Source organism: Geodermatophilus sp. SYSU D00742 (assembly GCF_054049935.1).
The window spans coordinates 86462-103941 of record NZ_JBJGYJ010000005.1; the positions used below are offsets into that span (position 1 = coordinate 86462).

The 17480-nt window shown below is 75.0% G+C and carries 18 protein-coding genes and 1 tRNA gene; 7 read left to right on the forward strand and 12 right to left on the reverse strand.

Translation table 11 applies throughout. The annotated features are described in order from the left end of the window. Window positions 1–33 precede the first annotated feature (33 nt). A complete protein-coding gene (locus ACI78V_RS05225; protein ID WP_456849594.1) occupies window positions 34–753 on the reverse strand; it encodes a PIG-L deacetylase family protein in 720 nt (239 codons plus the stop codon). 112 nt (window positions 754–865) lie between these two features. Here ACI78V_RS05225 and ACI78V_RS05230 point away from each other — a divergent pair, with 112 nt between their 5' ends. Then, window positions 866–1342, forward strand: coding sequence for a nucleoside deaminase (locus tag ACI78V_RS05230; RefSeq protein ID WP_456849596.1), 477 nt, complete (start codon window positions 866–868; stop codon window positions 1340–1342). Here ACI78V_RS05230 and ACI78V_RS05235 read toward each other — a convergent pair. After that, entirely contained in the window at window positions 1339–2043 is a 705-nt protein-coding gene (locus tag ACI78V_RS05235) for an alpha/beta fold hydrolase (protein ID WP_456849598.1), read from the reverse strand. The genes ACI78V_RS05230 and ACI78V_RS05235 overlap by 4 nt on opposite strands. Window positions 2044–2274: 231 nt before the next feature. Here ACI78V_RS05235 and ACI78V_RS05240 point away from each other — a divergent pair, with 231 nt between their 5' ends. Together ACI78V_RS05240 and ACI78V_RS05245 are read left to right on the forward strand one after the other, a co-directional pair. Then, window positions 2275–3030 carry a sulfite exporter TauE/SafE family protein gene (locus ACI78V_RS05240; protein WP_456849600.1) on the forward strand — a complete coding sequence of 252 codons (756 nt, stop codon included), beginning with the start codon at window positions 2275–2277 and terminating at the stop codon, window positions 3028–3030. A gap of 140 nt (window positions 3031–3170) precedes the next feature. Beyond that, window positions 3171–3383, forward strand: coding sequence for a hypothetical protein (locus ACI78V_RS05245; RefSeq protein ID WP_456849602.1), 213 nt, complete (start codon window positions 3171–3173; stop codon window positions 3381–3383). A gap of 20 nt (window positions 3384–3403) precedes the next feature. Here ACI78V_RS05245 and nadA read toward each other — a convergent pair whose 3' ends face one another. From nadA to ACI78V_RS05270, 5 genes are all read right to left on the reverse strand, one after another. Further along, on the reverse strand, window positions 3404–4435 hold the full coding sequence (gene nadA / locus ACI78V_RS05250) for a quinolinate synthase NadA (RefSeq protein WP_456849604.1): 1032 nt from the start codon (window positions 4433–4435) through the stop codon (window positions 3404–3406). Window positions 4436–4658: 223 nt separating this feature from the next. Further along, window positions 4659–5753, reverse strand: a complete 1095-nt coding sequence (locus tag ACI78V_RS05255; RefSeq protein ID WP_456849606.1) for a bifunctional RNase H/acid phosphatase — start codon at window positions 5751–5753, stop codon at window positions 4659–4661. Beyond that, window positions 5750–6490 carry a zinc ribbon domain-containing protein gene (locus tag ACI78V_RS05260; RefSeq protein ID WP_456849608.1) on the reverse strand — a complete coding sequence of 247 codons (741 nt, stop codon included), beginning with the start codon at window positions 6488–6490 and terminating at the stop codon, window positions 5750–5752. The genes ACI78V_RS05255 and ACI78V_RS05260 overlap by 4 nt, the downstream gene beginning before the upstream one ends. Then, window positions 6487–7332, reverse strand: a complete 846-nt coding sequence (locus ACI78V_RS05265) for a Nif3-like dinuclear metal center hexameric protein (RefSeq protein WP_456849610.1) — start codon at window positions 7330–7332, stop codon at window positions 6487–6489. Before ACI78V_RS05265 ends, ACI78V_RS05260 begins: the two co-directional genes overlap by 4 nt. Window positions 7333–7574: 242 nt before the next feature. Beyond that, on the reverse strand, window positions 7575–7949 hold the full coding sequence (locus ACI78V_RS05270) for a GNAT family N-acetyltransferase (protein WP_456849769.1): 375 nt from the start codon (window positions 7947–7949) through the stop codon (window positions 7575–7577). Between the two features lie 68 nt (window positions 7950–8017). Here ACI78V_RS05270 and ACI78V_RS05275 point away from each other — a divergent pair, with 68 nt between their 5' ends. The 3 genes from ACI78V_RS05275 (at window position 8018) to ACI78V_RS05285 (ending at window position 12500) form a co-directional block, all read left to right on the forward strand. Next, entirely contained in the window at window positions 8018–9973 is a 1956-nt protein-coding gene (locus tag ACI78V_RS05275) for an FUSC family protein (RefSeq protein ID WP_456849612.1), read from the forward strand. A 94-nt stretch (window positions 9974–10067) separates the two neighbouring features. Continuing rightward, entirely contained in the window at window positions 10068–11462 is a 1395-nt protein-coding gene (locus ACI78V_RS05280; protein ID WP_456849615.1) for a WS/DGAT/MGAT family O-acyltransferase, read from the forward strand. A 39-nt stretch (window positions 11463–11501) separates the two neighbouring features. Then, window positions 11502–12500: an NAD-dependent epimerase/dehydratase family protein gene (locus ACI78V_RS05285; RefSeq protein ID WP_456849617.1), complete on the forward strand. Its 999-nt coding sequence runs from the start codon at window positions 11502–11504 to the stop codon at window positions 12498–12500. A gap of 7 nt (window positions 12501–12507) precedes the next feature. On the opposite strand, the gene ACI78V_RS05290 is transcribed toward ACI78V_RS05285, so the two are convergent. Further along, complete coding sequence (locus ACI78V_RS05290) at window positions 12508–13401, reverse strand: alpha/beta fold hydrolase (protein WP_456849619.1); 894 nt, start codon at window positions 13399–13401, stop codon at window positions 12508–12510. Between the two features lie 171 nt (window positions 13402–13572). Between ACI78V_RS05290 and ACI78V_RS05295 the strand changes: the two genes are divergently transcribed. Continuing rightward, window positions 13573–14376 (forward strand): lipase family alpha/beta hydrolase, encoded by an 804-nt coding sequence (locus ACI78V_RS05295; RefSeq protein ID WP_456849621.1) that lies wholly within the window; start codon window positions 13573–13575, stop codon window positions 14374–14376. A gap of 55 nt (window positions 14377–14431) precedes the next feature. Here ACI78V_RS05295 and ACI78V_RS05300 read toward each other — a convergent pair whose 3' ends face one another. From ACI78V_RS05300 to ACI78V_RS05315, 4 genes are all read right to left on the reverse strand, one after another. After that, entirely contained in the window at window positions 14432–15232 is an 801-nt protein-coding gene (locus tag ACI78V_RS05300) for an alpha/beta fold hydrolase (RefSeq protein ID WP_456849623.1), read from the reverse strand. Between the two features lie 10 nt (window positions 15233–15242). Continuing rightward, entirely contained in the window at window positions 15243–16490 is a 1248-nt protein-coding gene (locus ACI78V_RS05305) for an LLM class flavin-dependent oxidoreductase (RefSeq protein WP_456849625.1), read from the reverse strand. Window positions 16491–16797: 307 nt separating this feature from the next. After that, window positions 16798–16869: transfer RNA gene (locus ACI78V_RS05310), tRNA-Val, on the reverse strand. A 131-nt stretch (window positions 16870–17000) separates the two neighbouring features. After that, entirely contained in the window at window positions 17001–17462 is a 462-nt protein-coding gene (locus ACI78V_RS05315) for a peroxiredoxin (RefSeq protein WP_456849627.1), read from the reverse strand. Window positions 17463–17480 lie beyond the last annotated feature (18 nt).

Below are 17480 nucleotides of genomic sequence, written 5' to 3' on the forward strand. Positions count from 1 at the left end.
ACCTACAGGCAACCGGGACCGAGCCCGACCGCCTCAGCCCCAGAACAGGCGGAAGCCCACCCGCCGCCCGCCGTCCTCGGTGAGGGTCGACATGTCGATGACCTGACGTGCCTGCAGCTCGACCGGGTCGTCGGAGAGCAGTTCGAGGTAGCGGCGGTGCTCGGCCAGCGACGCGACGGCGGCCTCCACGTGCTCGGCCACGTCGACCACGTGCGGCGGCTCGGTCATCTCCTGGACGGCGATGTACTGCACACCGCGCCACGGCGCCTCGGGGAGGTCCGGGAAGATCCACTCGTTGGCCGCGTCGGCCACCGCGTCGAGGACGCTCTGGCCCAGCGCGCGGTGGTCCGCGGAGTTCACGTAGGCCGGGGAGACCCCGGGCGGCGTCCAGGTCGCGCCGAAGTAGCCGGTGACCACGAGCTCCGGCTGGTGCCGCCGGATCGCCCCCGCCAGCGCCCGGCGCAGCTCCGGCCCCTCCACCAGCACCCCGTCGCGGAAGCCGAGGAACTCGACCTCGGTGACGCCGACGACGGCGGCCGACCGGCGCTCCTCCTCCTCCCGCAGCGGCCCTGCCTCCCCCGGCGACACCCCGGCCATCCCGGCCTCGCCGCTGGTGGCCAGCAGGTAGCGCACCTCCCTGCCGGCCTTCGTCCAGGCGGCGACCGCGGCCGCCATCCCGTACTCGATGTCGTCGGGGTGCGCCGCGACGACGAGGGCGCGCTGCCAGTCGGAGGGCATGGGCTGGGATGGCATGGCGGGCAGTCTGCCCCCGGGGGACGACATCCGGCGAGGTCAGCCGCACGCCTCGGAGCGGCACGTCCCCCACCGGTGCCCGCACCTGGTCGCCGTGCACCACCATGGCGACGTGGTCGACGACACGGACCGTGCCCACCTCCGCCGCTGCGTGGCGCTCGCCCGCGCCGCCCTGGACGCCGGCGACGAGCCGTTCGGCTCGGTGCTGGTCGACGCCGACGGGCGGGTCCTGTTCGAGGACGCCAACCACGTGGTCCGGGGCGACGCCACGCAGCACCCCGAGTTCGCCATCGCACGGTGGTCGGCGCAGCACCTGACGCCCGGTCAGCGGGCGGCGGCGACCGTCTACACCTCGGGCGAGCACTGCCCCATGTGCTCGGCCGCCCACGCCTGGGCGGGCCTCGGCCGGATCGTCTACGCCAGCTCGTCGGCCCAGCTCACCGGCTGGCTCGCGGACCTGGGCGCCGTCCCGCCACCGGTGCGCCCGCTGCCGATCGGCGAGGTCGCCCCCGGCGTGCCCGTGGAGGGCCCGGTCGAGGGGCTCGACGAGGAGGTCCACGACCTGCACCGCCGCTTCCACGCGGGCTAGCGCGCGGCGACGTCCAGCAGCACGGCGGCCAGCTCCCCCGGCGCGCTGATCATCGGGTCGTGCCCGGTGGCCAGCTCCACGACGTCCCAGCCGGGCTGCGTGCGGGCCCGCTCGCGGGACGGCTCGATGCTGGCCAGCGCCGGGGCGCTGCAGTCGACGTAGGTACGCGCGCGGGCCGCCCAGCGCCGGCCGTCGAAGGGCAGCGGTTCGTCGTAGACGCCGCCGGGCTGCGGGGTCTGCCGCCGCTCCACCCACGCGGCGTCGGCGCCGGCCAGTCCGAACGCGGACGCGGGCGGCGGTGGGATCACCCCGGTCTGCCGGATCACCGCCCGCCGCTCCTCCCGCACCTCCGGCGGGTTCGGCGTCGACCAGGACTCCCCCGGCCTCGGGACGACGCCGTCCACGTAGACCAGCCGGGCGATCTCCTCCCCGAGCCGGTCGGCCGCCCCGGTGACCACCATCCCGCCGTAGCTGTGGCCCACCAGCACCGCGTCGTGGCACTCCGCGGTCCGGACGGCGGCCACCACGTCCTCGACGTGCGTCGAGAGGGTGATCGACGGCGACAGCTGGTGTGCCCGCTCCCCCAGCCCGGACAGCGTCACGGGGACGACGTGGTGCCCGGCTGCCCACAGCAGCGGCAGCACCCGCCGCCAGCACCACGCCCCGTGCCAGGCGCCGTGGACGAGCACGATGTCGGTCACCCGGTCATCGTGCCGGTCCGCGGTCCCGGCCGGATCCCAGGGTCCGGCCGTCCCGGCAGCGCGACGTCCACGATCGTGACATCGACGAGCAGGGTGGTGGTGCGGTGCAGACCGCCGTCAGCGCGAGCCACGTGCGCACCGGGCCGGGGTGCCCCCGGGTGCAGGGCGCGGGCGACCGGCGTCGGTGGTGTCCGTCTCCGCCGCCACCGGCCCACCGTAGGCTCGCCGCCCGTGTCCGCTGTCGACCTGGCCATCGCGGCGGGCGTCGCCCTCGTCGCCGGCGTGATCAACTCCGTCGCCGGCGGCGGCTCGCTGATCCTGTTCCCCACGCTGGTCGCGCTGGGGCTGGGCACGGTGGCCGCGAACGTCACCAACTCGATCGCCCAGTGGCCGGGCTACCTGGGCGGGGTGCTCGGTTTCCGCAGCGAGTACGCCGGCCAGCGCGGGCGCCTGCTGCGGTTCGGGCTGGTGGCGCTCCTGGGCGGCACGGCCGGCAGCGTGCTGCTGCTGACCACCCCCACCGAGGCCTTCGACGTCGTCGTCCCCGTGCTGGTCCTGCTGGCCAGCCTGCTGCTGGCCGTGCAGCCGCAGCTCACCCGGCGGCTGCGCGGGACCGAGGACGGCGGTGCGCGCCGGGACCCGTGGTGGCTGTACCCGGCGCTGTTCCTCGCCACCGTCTACGGCGGCTACTTCGGCGGCGCGCTCGGGGTCATCCTCGTCGGCGTCCTCGGCGTGGGCCTGCACCGGCTGAGGCTGGCCAACGCGCTGAAGTCGGCGCTGTCGGCGGTCACCGCCACGGTCACCCTGGTCGTCTTCGGCATCTGGGGCCCGGTCGACTGGCTCGTCGTGGCCGTCGCCGCCCCGGCCAGCCTGCTCGGTGGGTTCGTCGGCGCGCGGATCGCCCGCCGCATCCCGGTCACCCCGTTGCGGGTGTTCATCGTCGTCTTCGGCGTCGCCGTGTCGCTGTACCTCTTCACCCGGGTCTGACCCGGCACGGGGCTGTGGTCCGCGTCATGAACCGCGCCGGCAGTGGCCTCCTGGGACGCAGGTGACGGACGGGTCCACCCTGCGCGGACACGCCCCCACGCGTTCCCGGGCCCGCCCGCGGCCGCCCCTACCGTCGGTGCATGCGCGAGAACCGACGCTCCCCGGTCCGGCCCGCCGACTCCGCCGGCCGGGTCCAGCGACTGCACCTCATCGCCGCCGCCCGCGCGGCCGCCGTCCGCCCCACGTCGCCCCAGCAGGTGGCCGACATCGTGCGGGTCACCGTCGACGACGAGGTGGACACCCGCACCTTCAAGGCGATCGTCGCCGACATCTCCGACGACGTCCTGCGGTAAGACCCCTGCCGGGGGTCCTGCTACTCGCCGCCGCGGCCCGGCTCGCCGATCGCGATCATCGCCTCGACGGCGCTGCGGGCCCGGGTCGCGGTCGCCGGGTCGACGTCGACGGCCCCCTCGCCGGTGCGCAGCGTCTGCAGCAACTTCTCCGGCGTGATCATCTTCATGTAGCGGCAGGCGGCGCGGTCGTTCATCGGGATGAACCGGGTACCGCTGTTGAGCCCCCGCAGCTGGTGCAGGATGCCGACCTCGGTCGCGACGAGCACCTCGCGCGACTGCGTCCGCGCCGCCTCCTCGACCATGCCGCCGGTGGACAGCACGCGGGTGCGGTCGGCCGGCAGGTCGCCGTGGCTGACCAGGTCCAGCACCGAGGTGGTGCACCCGCACTCGGGATGCACCAGGATCTCGGCGTCCGGGTGGGCGGCCACCTGCGCACGGACGTCGGACGGGCTGATCCCGGCGTGCACGTGGCACTCCCCCGCCCAGATGGAGATGTTCTCCCGGCCCGTGACCCGCTTGACGTGCGCGCCGAGGAACTGGTCGGGGCAGAACAGGATCTCGCGGTCGGCCGGGATCGACCGGACGACGTCGGCGGCGTTGGACGACGTGCAGCAGATGTCGGTCTCGGCCTTCACCGCGGCCGTGGTGTTGACGTAGCTGACGACGACGGCACCCGGGTGCTGGGCCTTCCACTCGCGCAGCTGCTCGGCGGTGATCGAGTCGGCCAGGGAACAGCCGGCGGCGTGGTCGGGCAGCAGCACGGTCTTGTCCGGCGAGAGGATCTTCGCCGTCTCGGCCATGAAGTGGACGCCGCAGAAGACGATCTCGCGGGCGTCGGTCTGCGCCGCGACGCGGGAGAGGTGGAGCGAGTCGCCGGTGAAGTGGGCGACGTCCTGGATCTCGGGCACCTGGTAGTTGTGCGCCAGGATCACCGCCCCGCGCTCCTCGGCGAGCCGGCGCACCTCCGCGGCCCAGCTCTCGTACTCGGCGGGCGACAGGGTGCGCTCGTCACCGACGACGGCGGACGAGGCGGGCGCGATGCTGGCGGTCACGGAACTCCTCGGGTGTGGGCGTGCGGCCCCATGATCCACTGCACCGGCGCCGCAGTGTGGTGCGGGGCACCCCCGGTCAACACCGGCCGGGCGGCGCTCCTTCCCGCCCGGTGCGGACGTCGCGGCGCATCCCCCGCCGCCAGGGTGGGGACGAGCCCTCCCCTGGTCCCGGCCTCCGGTCAGCCCCGCCGGCGGGGGTCACCGTCCAGCGCCGGGCCGACGGTCACCTCAGGTGGCTCGTGTCGTTGACCAGCCGCACCGAGGAGCGGCCGTCGGAGCTCCAGGCCACCGTGGAGAACGACGCCGCCTCCAGGAACACCCGGTGGACGACGTCGTCGGGCACGTCCAGGCCCGCCGCCAGCAGCAGCTTGATCGGCGTCACGTGGCTGACCACGAGCACCGTCCTCCCGGCGTGCTCCCGCAGGATGCGGGCGCGGGCCCGGCCGGTCCGGACACTGACGTCGGCCACCGACTCCCCGCCGGGGGCCGCGACGGTGACGCCCTCGGAGAACCGGCGGGTGGCCAGCGGGTACTCGACCCGGGCCTCGTCGGCGGTGAGGCCCTCCAGCTGGCCGAAGTCCAGCTCGACCAGGTCGTCGTCCACCTGCACCGGGAGACCCAGCGCGCCGGCCACCACCTCGGCGGTCTCGCGCGCCCGCCGCAGCGGCGAGGAGACGACGACCTCGATGCCCAGTTCACCGGCCCGCTCGGCGGCGGCCTCGGCCTCCGCGCGGCCCGTCGCGGACAACGGCAGGTCGTTACGGCCGCTGTACCGACGCTCGGGGGTGTGCTCGGTGCGACCGTGCCGCAGGAGGTGGGTCACCGTGGTGACGGTGGGCGCGGGCGCGGCGACCGGCTGGACGTCGTCCTCGGTGGTCGCCGGTTCGGCGGCCATGTCGCGGCGCACGGGCCGACCGTCCATCGCGCTGTTGGCCAGCGCGTCGGCGGCGCTGTTCTGCGCCCGCGGCACCCAGGTGTAGCGGACGCCGCCGAGCTGGCGGGCGATCTGCTGGGCCTGCAGCGCGAGCTTCTGCATGTCCGGGTGCTTGACCTTCCAGCGACCCGACATCTGCTCGACGACGAGCTTGGAGTCCATGCGGACCTCGACCTCGGCGCTCGGGTCGAGATCCAGGACGGCCTGCAGCCCGGCGACCAGGCCGCCGTACTCGGCGACGTTGTTGGTGGCCCGCCCGACCGACTCGGCCCGCTCGGCGAGCACCCGCCCGGTCCGTGCGTCGCGGACCAGCGCGCCGTAGCCGGCCGGACCGGGGTTCCCCCGCGAGCCGCCGTCGGCCTCGACGACGAGCTTGCGGGTCACAGCCCGCTCTCCGCGGTGCGGACGAGGATCCGGCCGCAGTTGTCACACCGCACGACCTCGTGGGGGTCGGCGTTGCGGACCGCGGCGAGCTCCTTGCCGAACAGCTCGATCCGGCAGCCCTGGCACTGGCGGGCCTTGAGCACAGCCGCGCCGGTGCCGCCGGTCTGGGTGCGGATCCGCTCGTAGAGCCCGAGGAGGTCGTCGGGGATGCCGGCGGCGGCCTCGTTGCGGGCGGCCTCGTGCCGGGCGGTGGCGTCGGCGATGTCGGCCAGGGCGTCGTCGCGCAGCTGCTCGGCCCGTTCCCGGTCGGCCCGCGCCTTCCCCCGGCCCTCCTCGGCCCGGGCGAGGGTGGCCTCGGCGGTCTCGAGCTGCTCCATGAGCTCGAGCTCCTGGTCCTCCAGGTCGGACTGGCGGCGGGCCAGCGAGTCCAGCTCGTGCTGCAGGTCGGTCATCTGCTTGGCGGAGACGCTGCCGGAGTCGAGCAGCCTCTGGTCCTTGGCCGCGCGCTGGCGGACGGTCTCGACGTCGCCCTCCAGCCGCTTGACGTCGCGCTGCAGGTCACGCACCTCGGTCTCGGCGCGCACCACCTGCTCGGCGAACTCGCGCTCGGCGTCGATCGCGCTGTCGACCGCGGCCAGCTCCGGCAGCGTGCGCCTGCGGTGGGCCAGCTGGGACAGCGCGACGTCCTCCGCGGCGAGGGCCAGGAGCTTCTGCTGGTCGAAGTGGTCGGCCTTCACCCGCTCAACCTACCTGCGCCGCCGACCGCTCCCCCGGCGCCGCAGGTCCACGGGTCGGTGCGCCGACGGGAGACCGCCACCTCCACCCGACCGTCCAGGTCGCGGCGCAGGAGGTCGGCCGCCACCGGCAGCCACGGCCACTCCGAGGCGAAGTGCGCGACGTCGCAGACGGCGGGGCCCGGCTCCTCCTGCGACTCGGAGACCGGGTGGTGCCGGAGGTCGCTGGTCAGCAGGACGTCGGCGCCCGCGGCCGCCGCCGTCCCCAGCAGGGAGCCACCGCTGCCGCCGCAGACGGCGACCGTCTCGACCCGGCGTCCGGGGTCGCCCGCGGCGCGGACGCCAGCGACGGTCTCCGGCAGGACCGCGACGACGAGGTCGGCGAACTGCTGCAGGGTCAGCGGCTCGGGCAGACGGCCGATGCGGCCGAGGCCGGCGCGGGGGTCGGTGGCGGCCGGCTGGAGCGGTGCGGTGCCGGTGAGGCCCAGCGTGGCGGCGAGGGCGTCGTTGACGCCGGAGCCGGGCGCGCGGTCGGCGTTGGTGTGCGCGACGAACAGCGCGGCCCCCGCCCGGACCAGCCGGTGCACGAGGCGGCCCTTCGGATCGGTGGCCGGCACGCCGTGGACGGGGGTCAGCAGCAGCGGGTGGTGGGTGACCAGCAGCTGCGCGCCGGTCCCGACCACCTCGTCGACCACGGACGACACCGGGTCGACGGCGAACAGCACGTGCTGCACCGGCTCGTCCGGATCCCCGCAGACGAGCCCGACGGCGTCCCAGTCCTCGGCGAGCGCGGGGTCGTAGCGGGCCTCGAGGGCGGCGACGACCTCCCCCAGCGTCACGGTCACGGGCCGGACTGTAGGTGAGCGCCGGGCACTCCCCGCCTGGGCGCCGGTCGCCCCCACGGGCCGTCGCACGACCGTCGGACGCCCGGGGCGGTGCGGGGTCCCGGGCAGGGCGGTCACCCGCCGTCGTCGTCCACCGGCCGGGCCATCACCACCCGCCGCCCGTGCCGGTCGAGACCGAGCTCGCGCTCGGCGGCCTGCAGGGCCCGCAGCTCCGGCCCCGGGTCCACCCCCTCCCGCCACCCCTACCGCGCGTACCAGGGCGCGTTCCACGGCACGTCGGCGTAGGTCAGCAGCGTGACCCGGCGGGCGCCCACGTCGCGGGCCGCCGCGACCGTCGCCGCCAGCAGGGCCGCCCCGATCCCCCGGCGCATGGCATCCGGGTGCACGGAGAGCTGCTCCAGGTGCACGTCGCCGTCCACCCGCTCGAGGACGGCGAACCCGAGCACCGGCCGCCCCACGACCAGCACCCGCCAGGCCGCCGCCCGCTCCTCGGCCGGTGGCGGGGGCGGCAGGTCCAGCAGGCCGCGGACACGGAACAACTCGTCCGCGGCCAGCTCCACGGCCGCGAGCTCGGACAGGTCGGCGCCGGTGGCGACCCGGACGGCGGGGACGTCCATCACGCGGCCAGCGTGCCCGGGCCGACGGTCCGGGCAGGTCACCGACGGGGGTGGGAGGCTCGGCGACCGTGGCGGAGAGGGGCCCCCGGGCGCCGGCGTGGCTCGAGGAGCTGGTGCGGACCAACCGCCCCCCGGTGCCGTGGCGGGACGTCGTCCGGTTCGCGGTCTCCGTCCCCGCCCCGCTGGCCGTGGCCGTCGTCGTCGGCGGGGGCGTGGAGCCCGGACCGGCCCTGAGCGCCGGGGTCTTCGGCACCATGGGCGCGCTCGTGGCGACCCTGGCGCCGCAGGCCGGGCCGCTGCGGGACCGGTTGCGCCGCATCGCCTCGGCCGTCGGCTTCGGCACCGTCGGCCTGCTGGCCGGCCAGTACGCGACGGGCGGCGGGTGGCAGCCGGTCGTCGTCGTCGCCGTGCTGTCGGTGGTCGCGGCGCTGGTCAGCGGGGTCAACGCGGCGCTGTCCCTGGGCGGCCTCCAGCTGCTCGTCTACACCGCTCTCTCCTCCGGGCTGGTCACCACGCTGTCCACCGGCGAGGAGATCGGCTGCTTCCTGACGGGGGCCGCCTGGGCGACGCTGACCGCGCTCCTGCAGACCCGCACCGAGCCGCTGGACCCCGACCGCACCGCCGTCGCCACCGTCTTCACCCGCATCGGCGAACTGCTCGCGGCCAGCGGCACGCCGCGGTCGGACGACGCCCGGCGCGAGCTCACCACCGCGCTGAACGCCGCCTACGACCGGGTGATCCGCAGCCGCAGCCACTCGTCGGGACGCACCCAGGAGCTCTCCGAGCTGGCCGGGGTGCTCAACGCCGCCGCGCCGCTGGTCGAGGGAACGGTCGCCGCCGCCCGCGCCGGGGTGCCCGCCGACCCGCAGGACGTCACCGCCGTCCACGCGCTGGCCGGCGCGCTCAACGGTGCCCGCGAGCTGCCGGCCGGGCGCCCGCCCGCCCTGGAGGACGGGTCACCGGCCCGGCGGGCGGTCCGGCACGGCGTCCGGCTGGTGTGGAACGTCGTCGGCGACCCCGAGGAACGAGCCGGTGCCGCAGCCCCGCGCCCCGAGGTGGACCTCCGGACCCGCCTGCGTGAGCTCACCGACCGCACCCTCGCCAGCCGGGACAGCCGCGACTTCGCCCTCCGGCTGGCGCTGTGCATGACGATCGCCGAGGTGGCCCGGCAGTACCTGCCCATCCAGCGCCCGTACTGGGTGCTGCTGACCGTGGCCATCGTGCTCAAGCCGGACTTCGGGTCGGTCTTCGGCCGGGCCGTGCAGCGCGGCGCGGGCACCCTGGTCGGCGTGCTGCTGGGCTCGGCCCTGCTGGCGGTGCTGCCCCGCAACGGCTGGGTGCTCGTCGCCATGGCGGCGGCCGCGGCGGTCCTGCCGTGGGCGCGGGCGGCGAACTTCGGCCTGTTCTCGGTGTTCCAGACGCCGGTGATCATCCTGCTGCTCGACCTGGCCCTGCCCAGCGACCCGGGCCTGGTCGGCGCGCGCCTGGTCGACACGCTCATCGGCTGCGCGATCGTGCTCGTCTTCGGCTACCTGCTGTGGCCGCAGACCTGGCGGGCGCCGCTGGACGAGGCGCTGCGGGACGCCGTGCTGGCCCTCGACGCCTTCGTGGAGGCGGCCTTCACCGGGGGCCCGGTGGAGCGTCGCCGGGCCCGCCGGCGCAACTACCGGGCGCTGACCGAGCTGCAGACCCAGCTCCAGCGGCGGCTGGCCGAGCCCCCGCCGGTGAGCACCCGCGCCGCCGCGTTCTGGCCGGTGATCGTGCAGCTGGAGCGGACCTCGGACGCTGTCACCGAGGCCGTCATCTCCACCCGCCAGGGCGAGCCCGCGCCCGACCTCGCGCAGGTCGCCGTCCTCCGCCGGGCCATCCGCGGGCTGGAGGCCGACATCGAGGCCCACCGGCCGCCCGACGACGCGGAGATCCACGCCGAGGGCGTCCTGGCACCCGTGGCCCGGGAGGTGGACAGCGCCCGCCGGCTGGTCCGCGACGCCGCGCCCGGCCGCCCCCGCCCGGGCGAGGGATGACCGCACCGTCCCCGGTGGACGGGACCGTCGGCGCGTGGTCGGCTTGCAGCCCCCAGCGAGGACGACGAGAGGCGGGGTGCTGACCGTGGACCGCATGAGCCCGACCGACGCCGGCTTCTACTACGCGGAGAGCGAGAACACCCCGCTGCACGTGGGGTCGGTGTCGGTGTTCGAGGGGCCGGCGCCGGCCTACGGCGACGTCGTCCGGCTCCTGCTGGCCAAGCTGCCGCTGGTCCCCCGCTACCGGCAGCGGGTCCGGGAGGTGCCGCTCCAGCTCGGCCGGCCCGTGTGGGTCGACGACCCGCACTTCCAGATCCTCTACCACGTCCGGCACACCGCGGTGCCGAGCCCGGGCGGCGACGAGCAGCTGCGCAACCTCGCCGGGCGGATCCTCGGCCAGCGGCTGGACCTCGCCAAGCCGCTCTGGGAGCTGTACCTGGTCGAGGGCCTGGAGAACGGGCGCTGGGCGCTGATCTCCAAGGTCCACCACTGCATGGTCGACGGCGTCGCCGGCACCGACCTGATGCAGCTGGTCTTCGACCTCAGCCCCGATGCCACCCACCCCGAGCCCCCGGACTGGACGCCGCACCGCCCGCCGTCCGGTCTCTCGGTCGTCGCCGGCGCCGTGCAGGACGCCATGGTGCACCCCCTGCGCCAGGTCACCCGGCTGCCCGGCGCCGGCAGCCTGCGGCAGGCGTCCAAGGACGCGGTGCGGACCGGCCGGCGCCTGGCCGCGGGCGTCCCGGCGGTCGCCCGGAAGGTCACCAGCCCGTCGGCCCGGTCGCTCAACGGCCCGATCGGCCCGCACCGGCGCTGGGCCTGGACCGAGGCACAGCTCGCCGAGCTCAGGGGCATCCGGTCGGCGTTCGGTGGCACGGTGAACGACGTCGTCCTCGCCGGCATCACCCGCGGCTTCCGCGACCTGCTGGAGCGGCGCGGCGACCTGCGGTCGGAGCTGGTCGTGCGGTCGATGGTGCCCGTGTCGGTGCGCCAGGCCGGCGAGCGCAACACCCTGGACAACCGGATCTCCGCCGTCTTCGTCGACCTGCCCGTCGGTGAGCCGGACCCGGTCCGGCGGCTGACCTCGGTCCGTCGGCAGATGGACCAGCACAAGAAGACGCTGGCCACGGTCGACGCCCGCTCGATCATCGCGATGGGCGACTTCGTGGCCCCCACCCTGCTCGCGCTGGGCGTGCGGGCGGCGCTGGCGACCGGCCAGGTGCTCGGCCAGACCGTGACCACCAACGTGCCCGGCCCCCGCGTGCCCCTCTACGTGCTCGGCCGGCGGATGTGCTCCGCGCACGCCTACGTGCCGATCGCCGGCGGCATGCGCGTCTCCATCGGGGTCTTCTCCTACCTGCAGACGATGACCTTCGGCATCAACGCCGACTTCGACGCCTTCCCCGACGTCGACGTCCTCGCCCGGGGCATCCGCCGCGGCGTGGACGAGCTGGCCGCCGCCGGCGACGCCGCCCCGGCCACCACCTGACGGTGGACCCGAGACCCGGCGAGTCGGGAGAGTGAGGGAATGCCGGCCCCCGAGACAGACCTGACCGTCGCCGTCACCGGCCCCACCGGAACCTTCGGGGCGGGCCTGCTGCCACTGCTGCAGGCCGACGACCGGGTGCGGCGGGTCGTGGGCATCGCCCGGCGGCCGTTCGACCCGGCCGAGTACGGCTGGACGAAGATGGAGTACCGCCGGGGCGACGTCCGCGACGCCGAGGGGATGCGCGCGGCCCTGGCCGGCGCCGACGTCGTCGTCCACCTGGCGTTCCACGTCACCGGCAACGCCCCGCGGTGGACGGCCCGGTCCATCAACGTCGACGGCACGCTCAGCGTGTTCCGCGCCGCCGCGGAGGCCGGGGCGCGCCGGTTCGTGCAGGCCTCCTCCGTCGCCGCCTACGGCTGGCACGCCGACAACCCCGAGCGGATCGGCGAGGACTGGCCGGTGCGCCCGGCCGCCCGGCTGTTCTACGCCCGGGAGAAGGCCGAGCTCGAGCACCGGCTGGAGGCGGAGGCGGCCGCCACCCCCGGCCTGGCGCTGTACCTGCTGCGCCCGTCGGTGGTGCTGGGCCCGCACGCCGTCGGCGCCAAGGACGTGCTGCCCGGCCCCCTGGCACCGCTGGGTCGCCGGCTGTTCGGTCGCCCGCGGCGGCTGCCGGTGCCCCTGCCCGTGCTCGCCCCCGAGTTCCTGCTCCAGTTCGTCCACGAGGACGACGTCGGCCGCGCCCTGCAGCTGTGCGTCGTGGGCGCGGGCCCGCCCGGGGCCTACAACGTCGCCGGGGACGGCGTCCTCACCGCCGTCGACGTCGTCCGCGAGCTCGGCGCCCTGCCCGTCCCCGTGCCCGCCGCCCCCGTCCAGCTCGCCGCCCGGGCCGTGACCCGGCTGCCGTTCCTGCCGCCGGTCGCCGAGTGGGTGGAGGCGGTCAGCCGGCCGGCGATCATGGACACGTCGCGGGCCAAGGAGCTGCTGGGCTGGCGGCCGCGCTGGACCGGGCTGGAGGCGCTCCGGGCCACCCTCCGGTGAGCAGGGCTCAGGCGACGGCGGGCAGCCAGTCGAGGAGGTGGCCGGCCAGCCGCTCGGGGCACTGCAGCTGCGGCACGTGCCCGACGTCGGCGAGCTCCACGTAGGTCCAGTCCGGGTGCCGGCGCGCGACGTCCCGGGCCGCGGACACCGGCACCAGCCGGTCGCGGTCGCCGTGCACGAGCAGCACCGGGACCTCGATCCCCGCCATCGCCCGGCGCAGCAGCCGTGGGTCGGCCAGGAGCAGCAGCAGCGACCGGGCCGCGGTGAGGAAGGCGCGGTCCATGCCCGCGACGTCCTGGCGCTCGTCGATGAGCGCGGCGGAGCGTTCGATGAGCCGCGGCGGCACCGCGGCGGGGTCGACCCCGCACAGCTCCAGCATGTCGGTGACCGAGCCCCGCGCACCGCGGCGTCGGTGTCGCGCGGCGAGGTGGCGCTCCCCCACCCCCGGCAGGGCGTACAGGGCGAAGTCCGTGGCCACCGCGGGGTCGAGCCTGCCGCGCGGACCGGGGACGGCGGGGTCGACGAGCACCAGGCCACTCACCCGCGCCGGTGCCCGGGCCGCCTCGAGCAGCGCGATCATCCCGCCCATCGAGTTGCCGACCAGCACCACGGGCCCGCCGGTCACGTCGCGGACGAAACGGTCGAGCACGGCGACGTTGTCGCGCACCCGCGTCGTCCGGCCGCCCGGCTCGCTGCGGCCGAAACCGGGCAGGTCCAGCGCGTACACCCGTGCGTGCGGGGTGAGCAGCGGGGCCAGCAGGTCCCAGTTGAGGTGGGAGCCGCCCAGGCCGTGCACGAGGACGACGGTCGGCCCGTCGGCGCGGCCGCCGAAGTCGATGTAGTGCACCGGACCACCCAGGTCCGCGATCAGGCTGCGTCCCGGCGCGGTCGCGTCGTCCACCCCCGTACCGTTGCACGCCCTCCTCGGACCGGCGCGGCGGCGGGCCCGTTGTGTCACAGGCCACAGCCAGACTGCCGATGTGTCCGGAGGAGCGTCCGGGTGTCGCGGGCGTCTCCGCACGGGTACCGGCGGAGGGCCGACCGGCACCGGTCGGCCGGCGAGGAGGACGACGTGGCACGACTGCGGGGCGATGGCCCGGCCATCCCGCTCTACCTGACCGAGCCGGGTCGCGCGGTCGCCGACTTCGGGCTCTACCTGGCCACCCGCCCGGCGCTGGTCCCGCGGCTGCCGCAGGGCGACGGCCACCCGGTGCTGGTGCTCCCCGGTCTGCTGGCCGACGACGCCTCCACCCGGGTGCTGCGCTCGGTGCTGCGCCGGCTGGGCTACCGCGTCCACGGCTGGCGGCTGGGCCGCAACATCGGCCCGACGGCGCGGTGCGTGCAGGGCATGCGCGACCGGATCGACGACCTCAGCGACCGCCACGGCCGGCCGGTGAGTCTCGTGGGGTGGAGCCTGGGCGGCATCTTCGCCCGCGACCTGGCCCGCCGCACGCCCGACTCGGTACGCCAGGTGATCACCCTCGGCAGCCCGTTCCGGCTCACCCGGCACAGCCAGAGCCACGCCTCCCGGGTGTTCGACCGGTACTCGCACCTGCACGTCGAGCGCTGGCTGCTGCCACTGGAGCCGGACGGGTCGCCGCTGCCGGTGCCGGCGACGTCGATCTACTCGCACCTCGACGGGATCGTGCACTGGCAGACCTGCCTGGACACCCCTGGTGAGCGGTGCGAGAACATCGCCGTCCTGGCCAGCCACCTCGGGCTCGGCCACCACCCCGCGGCCCTCTGGGCGATCGCCGACCGGCTGGCGCAGCCGGAGGGCACGTGGGCGCCGTTCCGGCCGCCGCTGGCGCTCCGGCCGGTGTTCCCACGCCCCGACGTGCCGGCGCACGCGCTCCCGGAGGCTGCCGCGGCGTGATCCCGGCGGACGTCCTCCCGCCGCCGCGCGAGGCGGCAGCGGGAGGACGCCGGGGTCAGGCGCGCCCGCCGTCGAGGAAGCCGAGGACGAGGTCCCGGACCACCTCCGGCTGCTCGAGCTGCGGCAGGTGGCCGGCGTCCTGCACCAGCTCCACGCGGGTGTCCCTCATGCGGGAGGTGAACTCCTCCGCGTACACGGGGTCGACCAGCTTGTCCTGCGCCCCCCAGACCAGCAGCGTCGGAGCGGACACCCGGTGGATGCGCCGGTGCAGCCCCTTGTCCGGCAGCGGCCAGATGAAGTGCAGGATGCTCGCCATCCGCATGGACGCCTCGAACAGCGCCTGCGGGTCGTCGGCCGGCGGGGTGAGCATGCCGGCCAGTGGGCCGTCCGGGTCGGCGAGGACCAGGCCGGGCAGTGTCTCGGGCGGGATGCCCGCGATGTCGGCGATGGGCTTGTCCTGACGCCAGAACCCGATCGGTGCGATCAGCACCATCCGGGACACCCGCCGGGGGCTGTTGGCCGCGAGCTCCGCGGCGACCATCCCGCCGAAGGAGTGGCCGACGACCTGGACCCGGTCGAGGTCGAGGGCGTCGAGCAGGCTGTCGTAGAAGAGCGCCAGCTCCCAGATGCCCGGCAGGTGCTTGGCCAGCGCCTCGGTGTCGTTGGCCCCGGGGTGCTCGACCGCGTAGACGGTGTGGTCGGCCGCCAGGGCCTCGAGGAAGGGGTCCCAGGACAGGCCGCCCACGCCGTGGAGGAACACGAGCGGATCGCCCGTGCCGGCGACGAGGACGCGGGCCTGCATCGGGCCGACCTCGACGATGCGCTCGTCGACCTGGGCGGGTGCGGTGGTGGTCATCGGGTCCTCCTCAGGCCTGCGCGCCGGCGGGCTCGGTGACGGCTCGGACGGCGGCTCCCGACGGCCACCACTCGTGGGTCCACCCCTCGGCGTCCCACACGGTGCGGATGCGCGGCATGACCTCCTCGGCGAAGAGCGTGATGTTCTTCTTGGTCAGCTCGTGCGGCATGGACCCGATCTGCAGCAGTGCGTGCAGGTTGCCCACGCGCAGGGTCTTGGCGACCTCGATGAGCCGGTCGGCGACCGTGGACGGGCTGCCGGCGATGATGAAGCCCTCCTCGTTGAGGGTCTTCCAGTTCTTCTCCAGCGCGGCCGCCGCGGCGATGGCGCCCGGCTGGTTGGTCTTGATGGCGAACTCGCTGCTCTTCCGGGTGCGGTATCCCGGCGCCTCGAAGAAGTACGGCGGGATGTGCAGGCACTTGTTGAAGAAGTACGAGACGTGCTCCAGGTACTCCTTCTCCGCGCGCTCGTCGGTCTCCGAGACGCAGATCTGCTGCGCGAACCCGGCGCGGAAGGGGTTCCGGTCCACCCCCATCTGGTCCATCGTCGCCCAGAAGCCGTCCATGAGCTTCTTGCCGAACTTGGCCCCGAAGAACGACAGGTAGCTGTAGGTGTAGTTCTTGTTGGCGGCCAGCTCCCACGTCTCGACCGACCCACCGCCGGCCAGCCACACCGGCGGGTGCGGCTTCTGCAGGGGCTGCGGCCACGGGTTGACGTAGCGCAGCTGGTTGTACTGACCGTTGAAGGGGAACGGCCCCTGCTTCGTCCAGGCCTGGATGATCAGCTCCTCGGCCTCCCGGAACCGAGGCCGCGTCTGGGTCGGCGGGATCCCGTAGCAGAAGTTCACGTCCATCGACGTGCCGACCGGGAAGCCGGCGGCCAGGCGTCCGTTGGACAGGACGTCGAGCATCGCGAACTCCTCGGCCACGCGCGTGGCCGGGGAGTACAGGGCCAGCGTGTTGCCCAGCACCATGATCGCGCTGTTGTTCGGCGTCCGGCGGGCCAGCGCGGCGGCCATGAGGTTGGGCGAGGCCATGAAGCCGTAGCCGTTCTGATGGTGCTCGTTCACCCCCACGCCGTCGAAGCCCAGCCGGTCGGCGAGCTCGAGCTCGTCGAGGTTCCACTGGTAGTACTGCGCGACCTTCCGGGGATCGCACAGCTCGGTGTTGGGCGGGGTGATCCAGATGCTCTCGTACCGCTGTTCGAAGTCGGCCGGGAGATCCCGGTAGGGCATGAGGTGGAAGAAGATCGACTTCATGGTCATCCCTTGGCTGAGGCAGCGCGACGGATCGATGCAGACGTACCGACACCGATGTGACCTCGGTCCCGGTGACCTAGGTCACATCCAGCCGGAGCCCAGCACTGCTCGCGCAGCCGTGTCAACGGCCAGGTGCGCGGTGGTGCCCGTCGTGCGGCGTGGCGGCGCGTCCGCAGCCGGACCGCGCAGGGACGTCGCGGCACGCGCAGGGGGACGGCCGGCACGCGCAGGGGGACGGCCGGCCGGCTCGCCGGCGGACGGTCGATGCCCGTCGACGGCCGGCCCCGACCGGGAACCGTGGGGTGGGTGGGCGCGGCCGGGATCGAACCGGCGACCGCTCGCTTGTAAGGCGAGAGCTCTCCCGCTGAGCTACGCGCCCCGCGCGCCCAGGGTAGAGGACGGCCCCCCTGCCCCCCGCCACGCGCGAACCCGCGGGGGGATCCTGCAGGGGGGTCGTCCCCGGCGCCGAGCGGGGTGGACGGCGAGGTGTCGCCGCGCCACCCCGAGGGGTCAGGCCGCCAGCTGCGCGACGGCGTCCTTCCAGCCCGACTGCTCGCGGGCGTCACCGGGCGCGTTGACCTCGGCGAAGGCGATCGTGCCGTCGGGGGCGACCAGGAACGTGCCGCGCACGGCCATGCCCGCCTTCTCGTTGAACACCCCGTAGGCCTGGGCGACCGCGCCGTGCGGCCAGAAGTCCGACAGCAGCGGGAAGTCGAGGTCCTCCTGCGCCTTGAACGCCTTGAGGCTGAAGACGGGGTCGGTGCTGATCGCGAGCACCTTCACGCCGGCGTCGGTGTAGGTGGTGAGCTCGTCGCGCAGCTGGCAGAGCTCACCGGTGCAGATCCCGGAGAAGGCGAAGGGGTAGAAGACCAGCAGCACGGGGGTGCCCCGCAGGTCGGTCAGGGAGACGACCTGCCTGTCCTGGTCGGGGAGGCTGAACTCGGGCGCGACGTCGCCGACGGAGAGGCTCATGGGCCGATCGTGCCGCAC

What these genes read in the sequence shown, in the direction of transcription:
- ACI78V_RS05280 (WP_456849615.1), top strand. Translation starts at nt 10,068, where the DNA reads ATGAGCCCGACCGACGCCGGCTTCTACTACGCGGAGAGCGAGAACACC.
- ACI78V_RS05270 (WP_456849769.1), bottom strand. Translation starts at nt 7,949, where the DNA reads ATGGACGTCCCCGCCGTCCGGGTCGCCACCGGCGCCGACCTGTCCGAG.
- ACI78V_RS05305 (WP_456849625.1), bottom strand. Translation starts at nt 16,490, where the DNA reads ATGAAGTCGATCTTCTTCCACCTCATGCCCTACCGGGATCTCCCGGCC.
- ACI78V_RS05315 (WP_456849627.1), bottom strand. Translation starts at nt 17,462, where the DNA reads ATGAGCCTCTCCGTCGGCGACGTCGCGCCCGAGTTCAGCCTCCCCGAC.
- ACI78V_RS05285 (WP_456849617.1), top strand. Translation starts at nt 11,502, where the DNA reads ATGCCGGCCCCCGAGACAGACCTGACCGTCGCCGTCACCGGCCCCACC.
- ACI78V_RS05245 (WP_456849602.1), top strand. Translation starts at nt 3,171, where the DNA reads ATGCGCGAGAACCGACGCTCCCCGGTCCGGCCCGCCGACTCCGCCGGC.
- ACI78V_RS05225 (WP_456849594.1), bottom strand. Translation starts at nt 753, where the DNA reads ATGCCATCCCAGCCCATGCCCTCCGACTGGCAGCGCGCCCTCGTCGTC.
- ACI78V_RS05300 (WP_456849623.1), bottom strand. Translation starts at nt 15,232, where the DNA reads ATGACCACCACCGCACCCGCCCAGGTCGACGAGCGCATCGTCGAGGTC.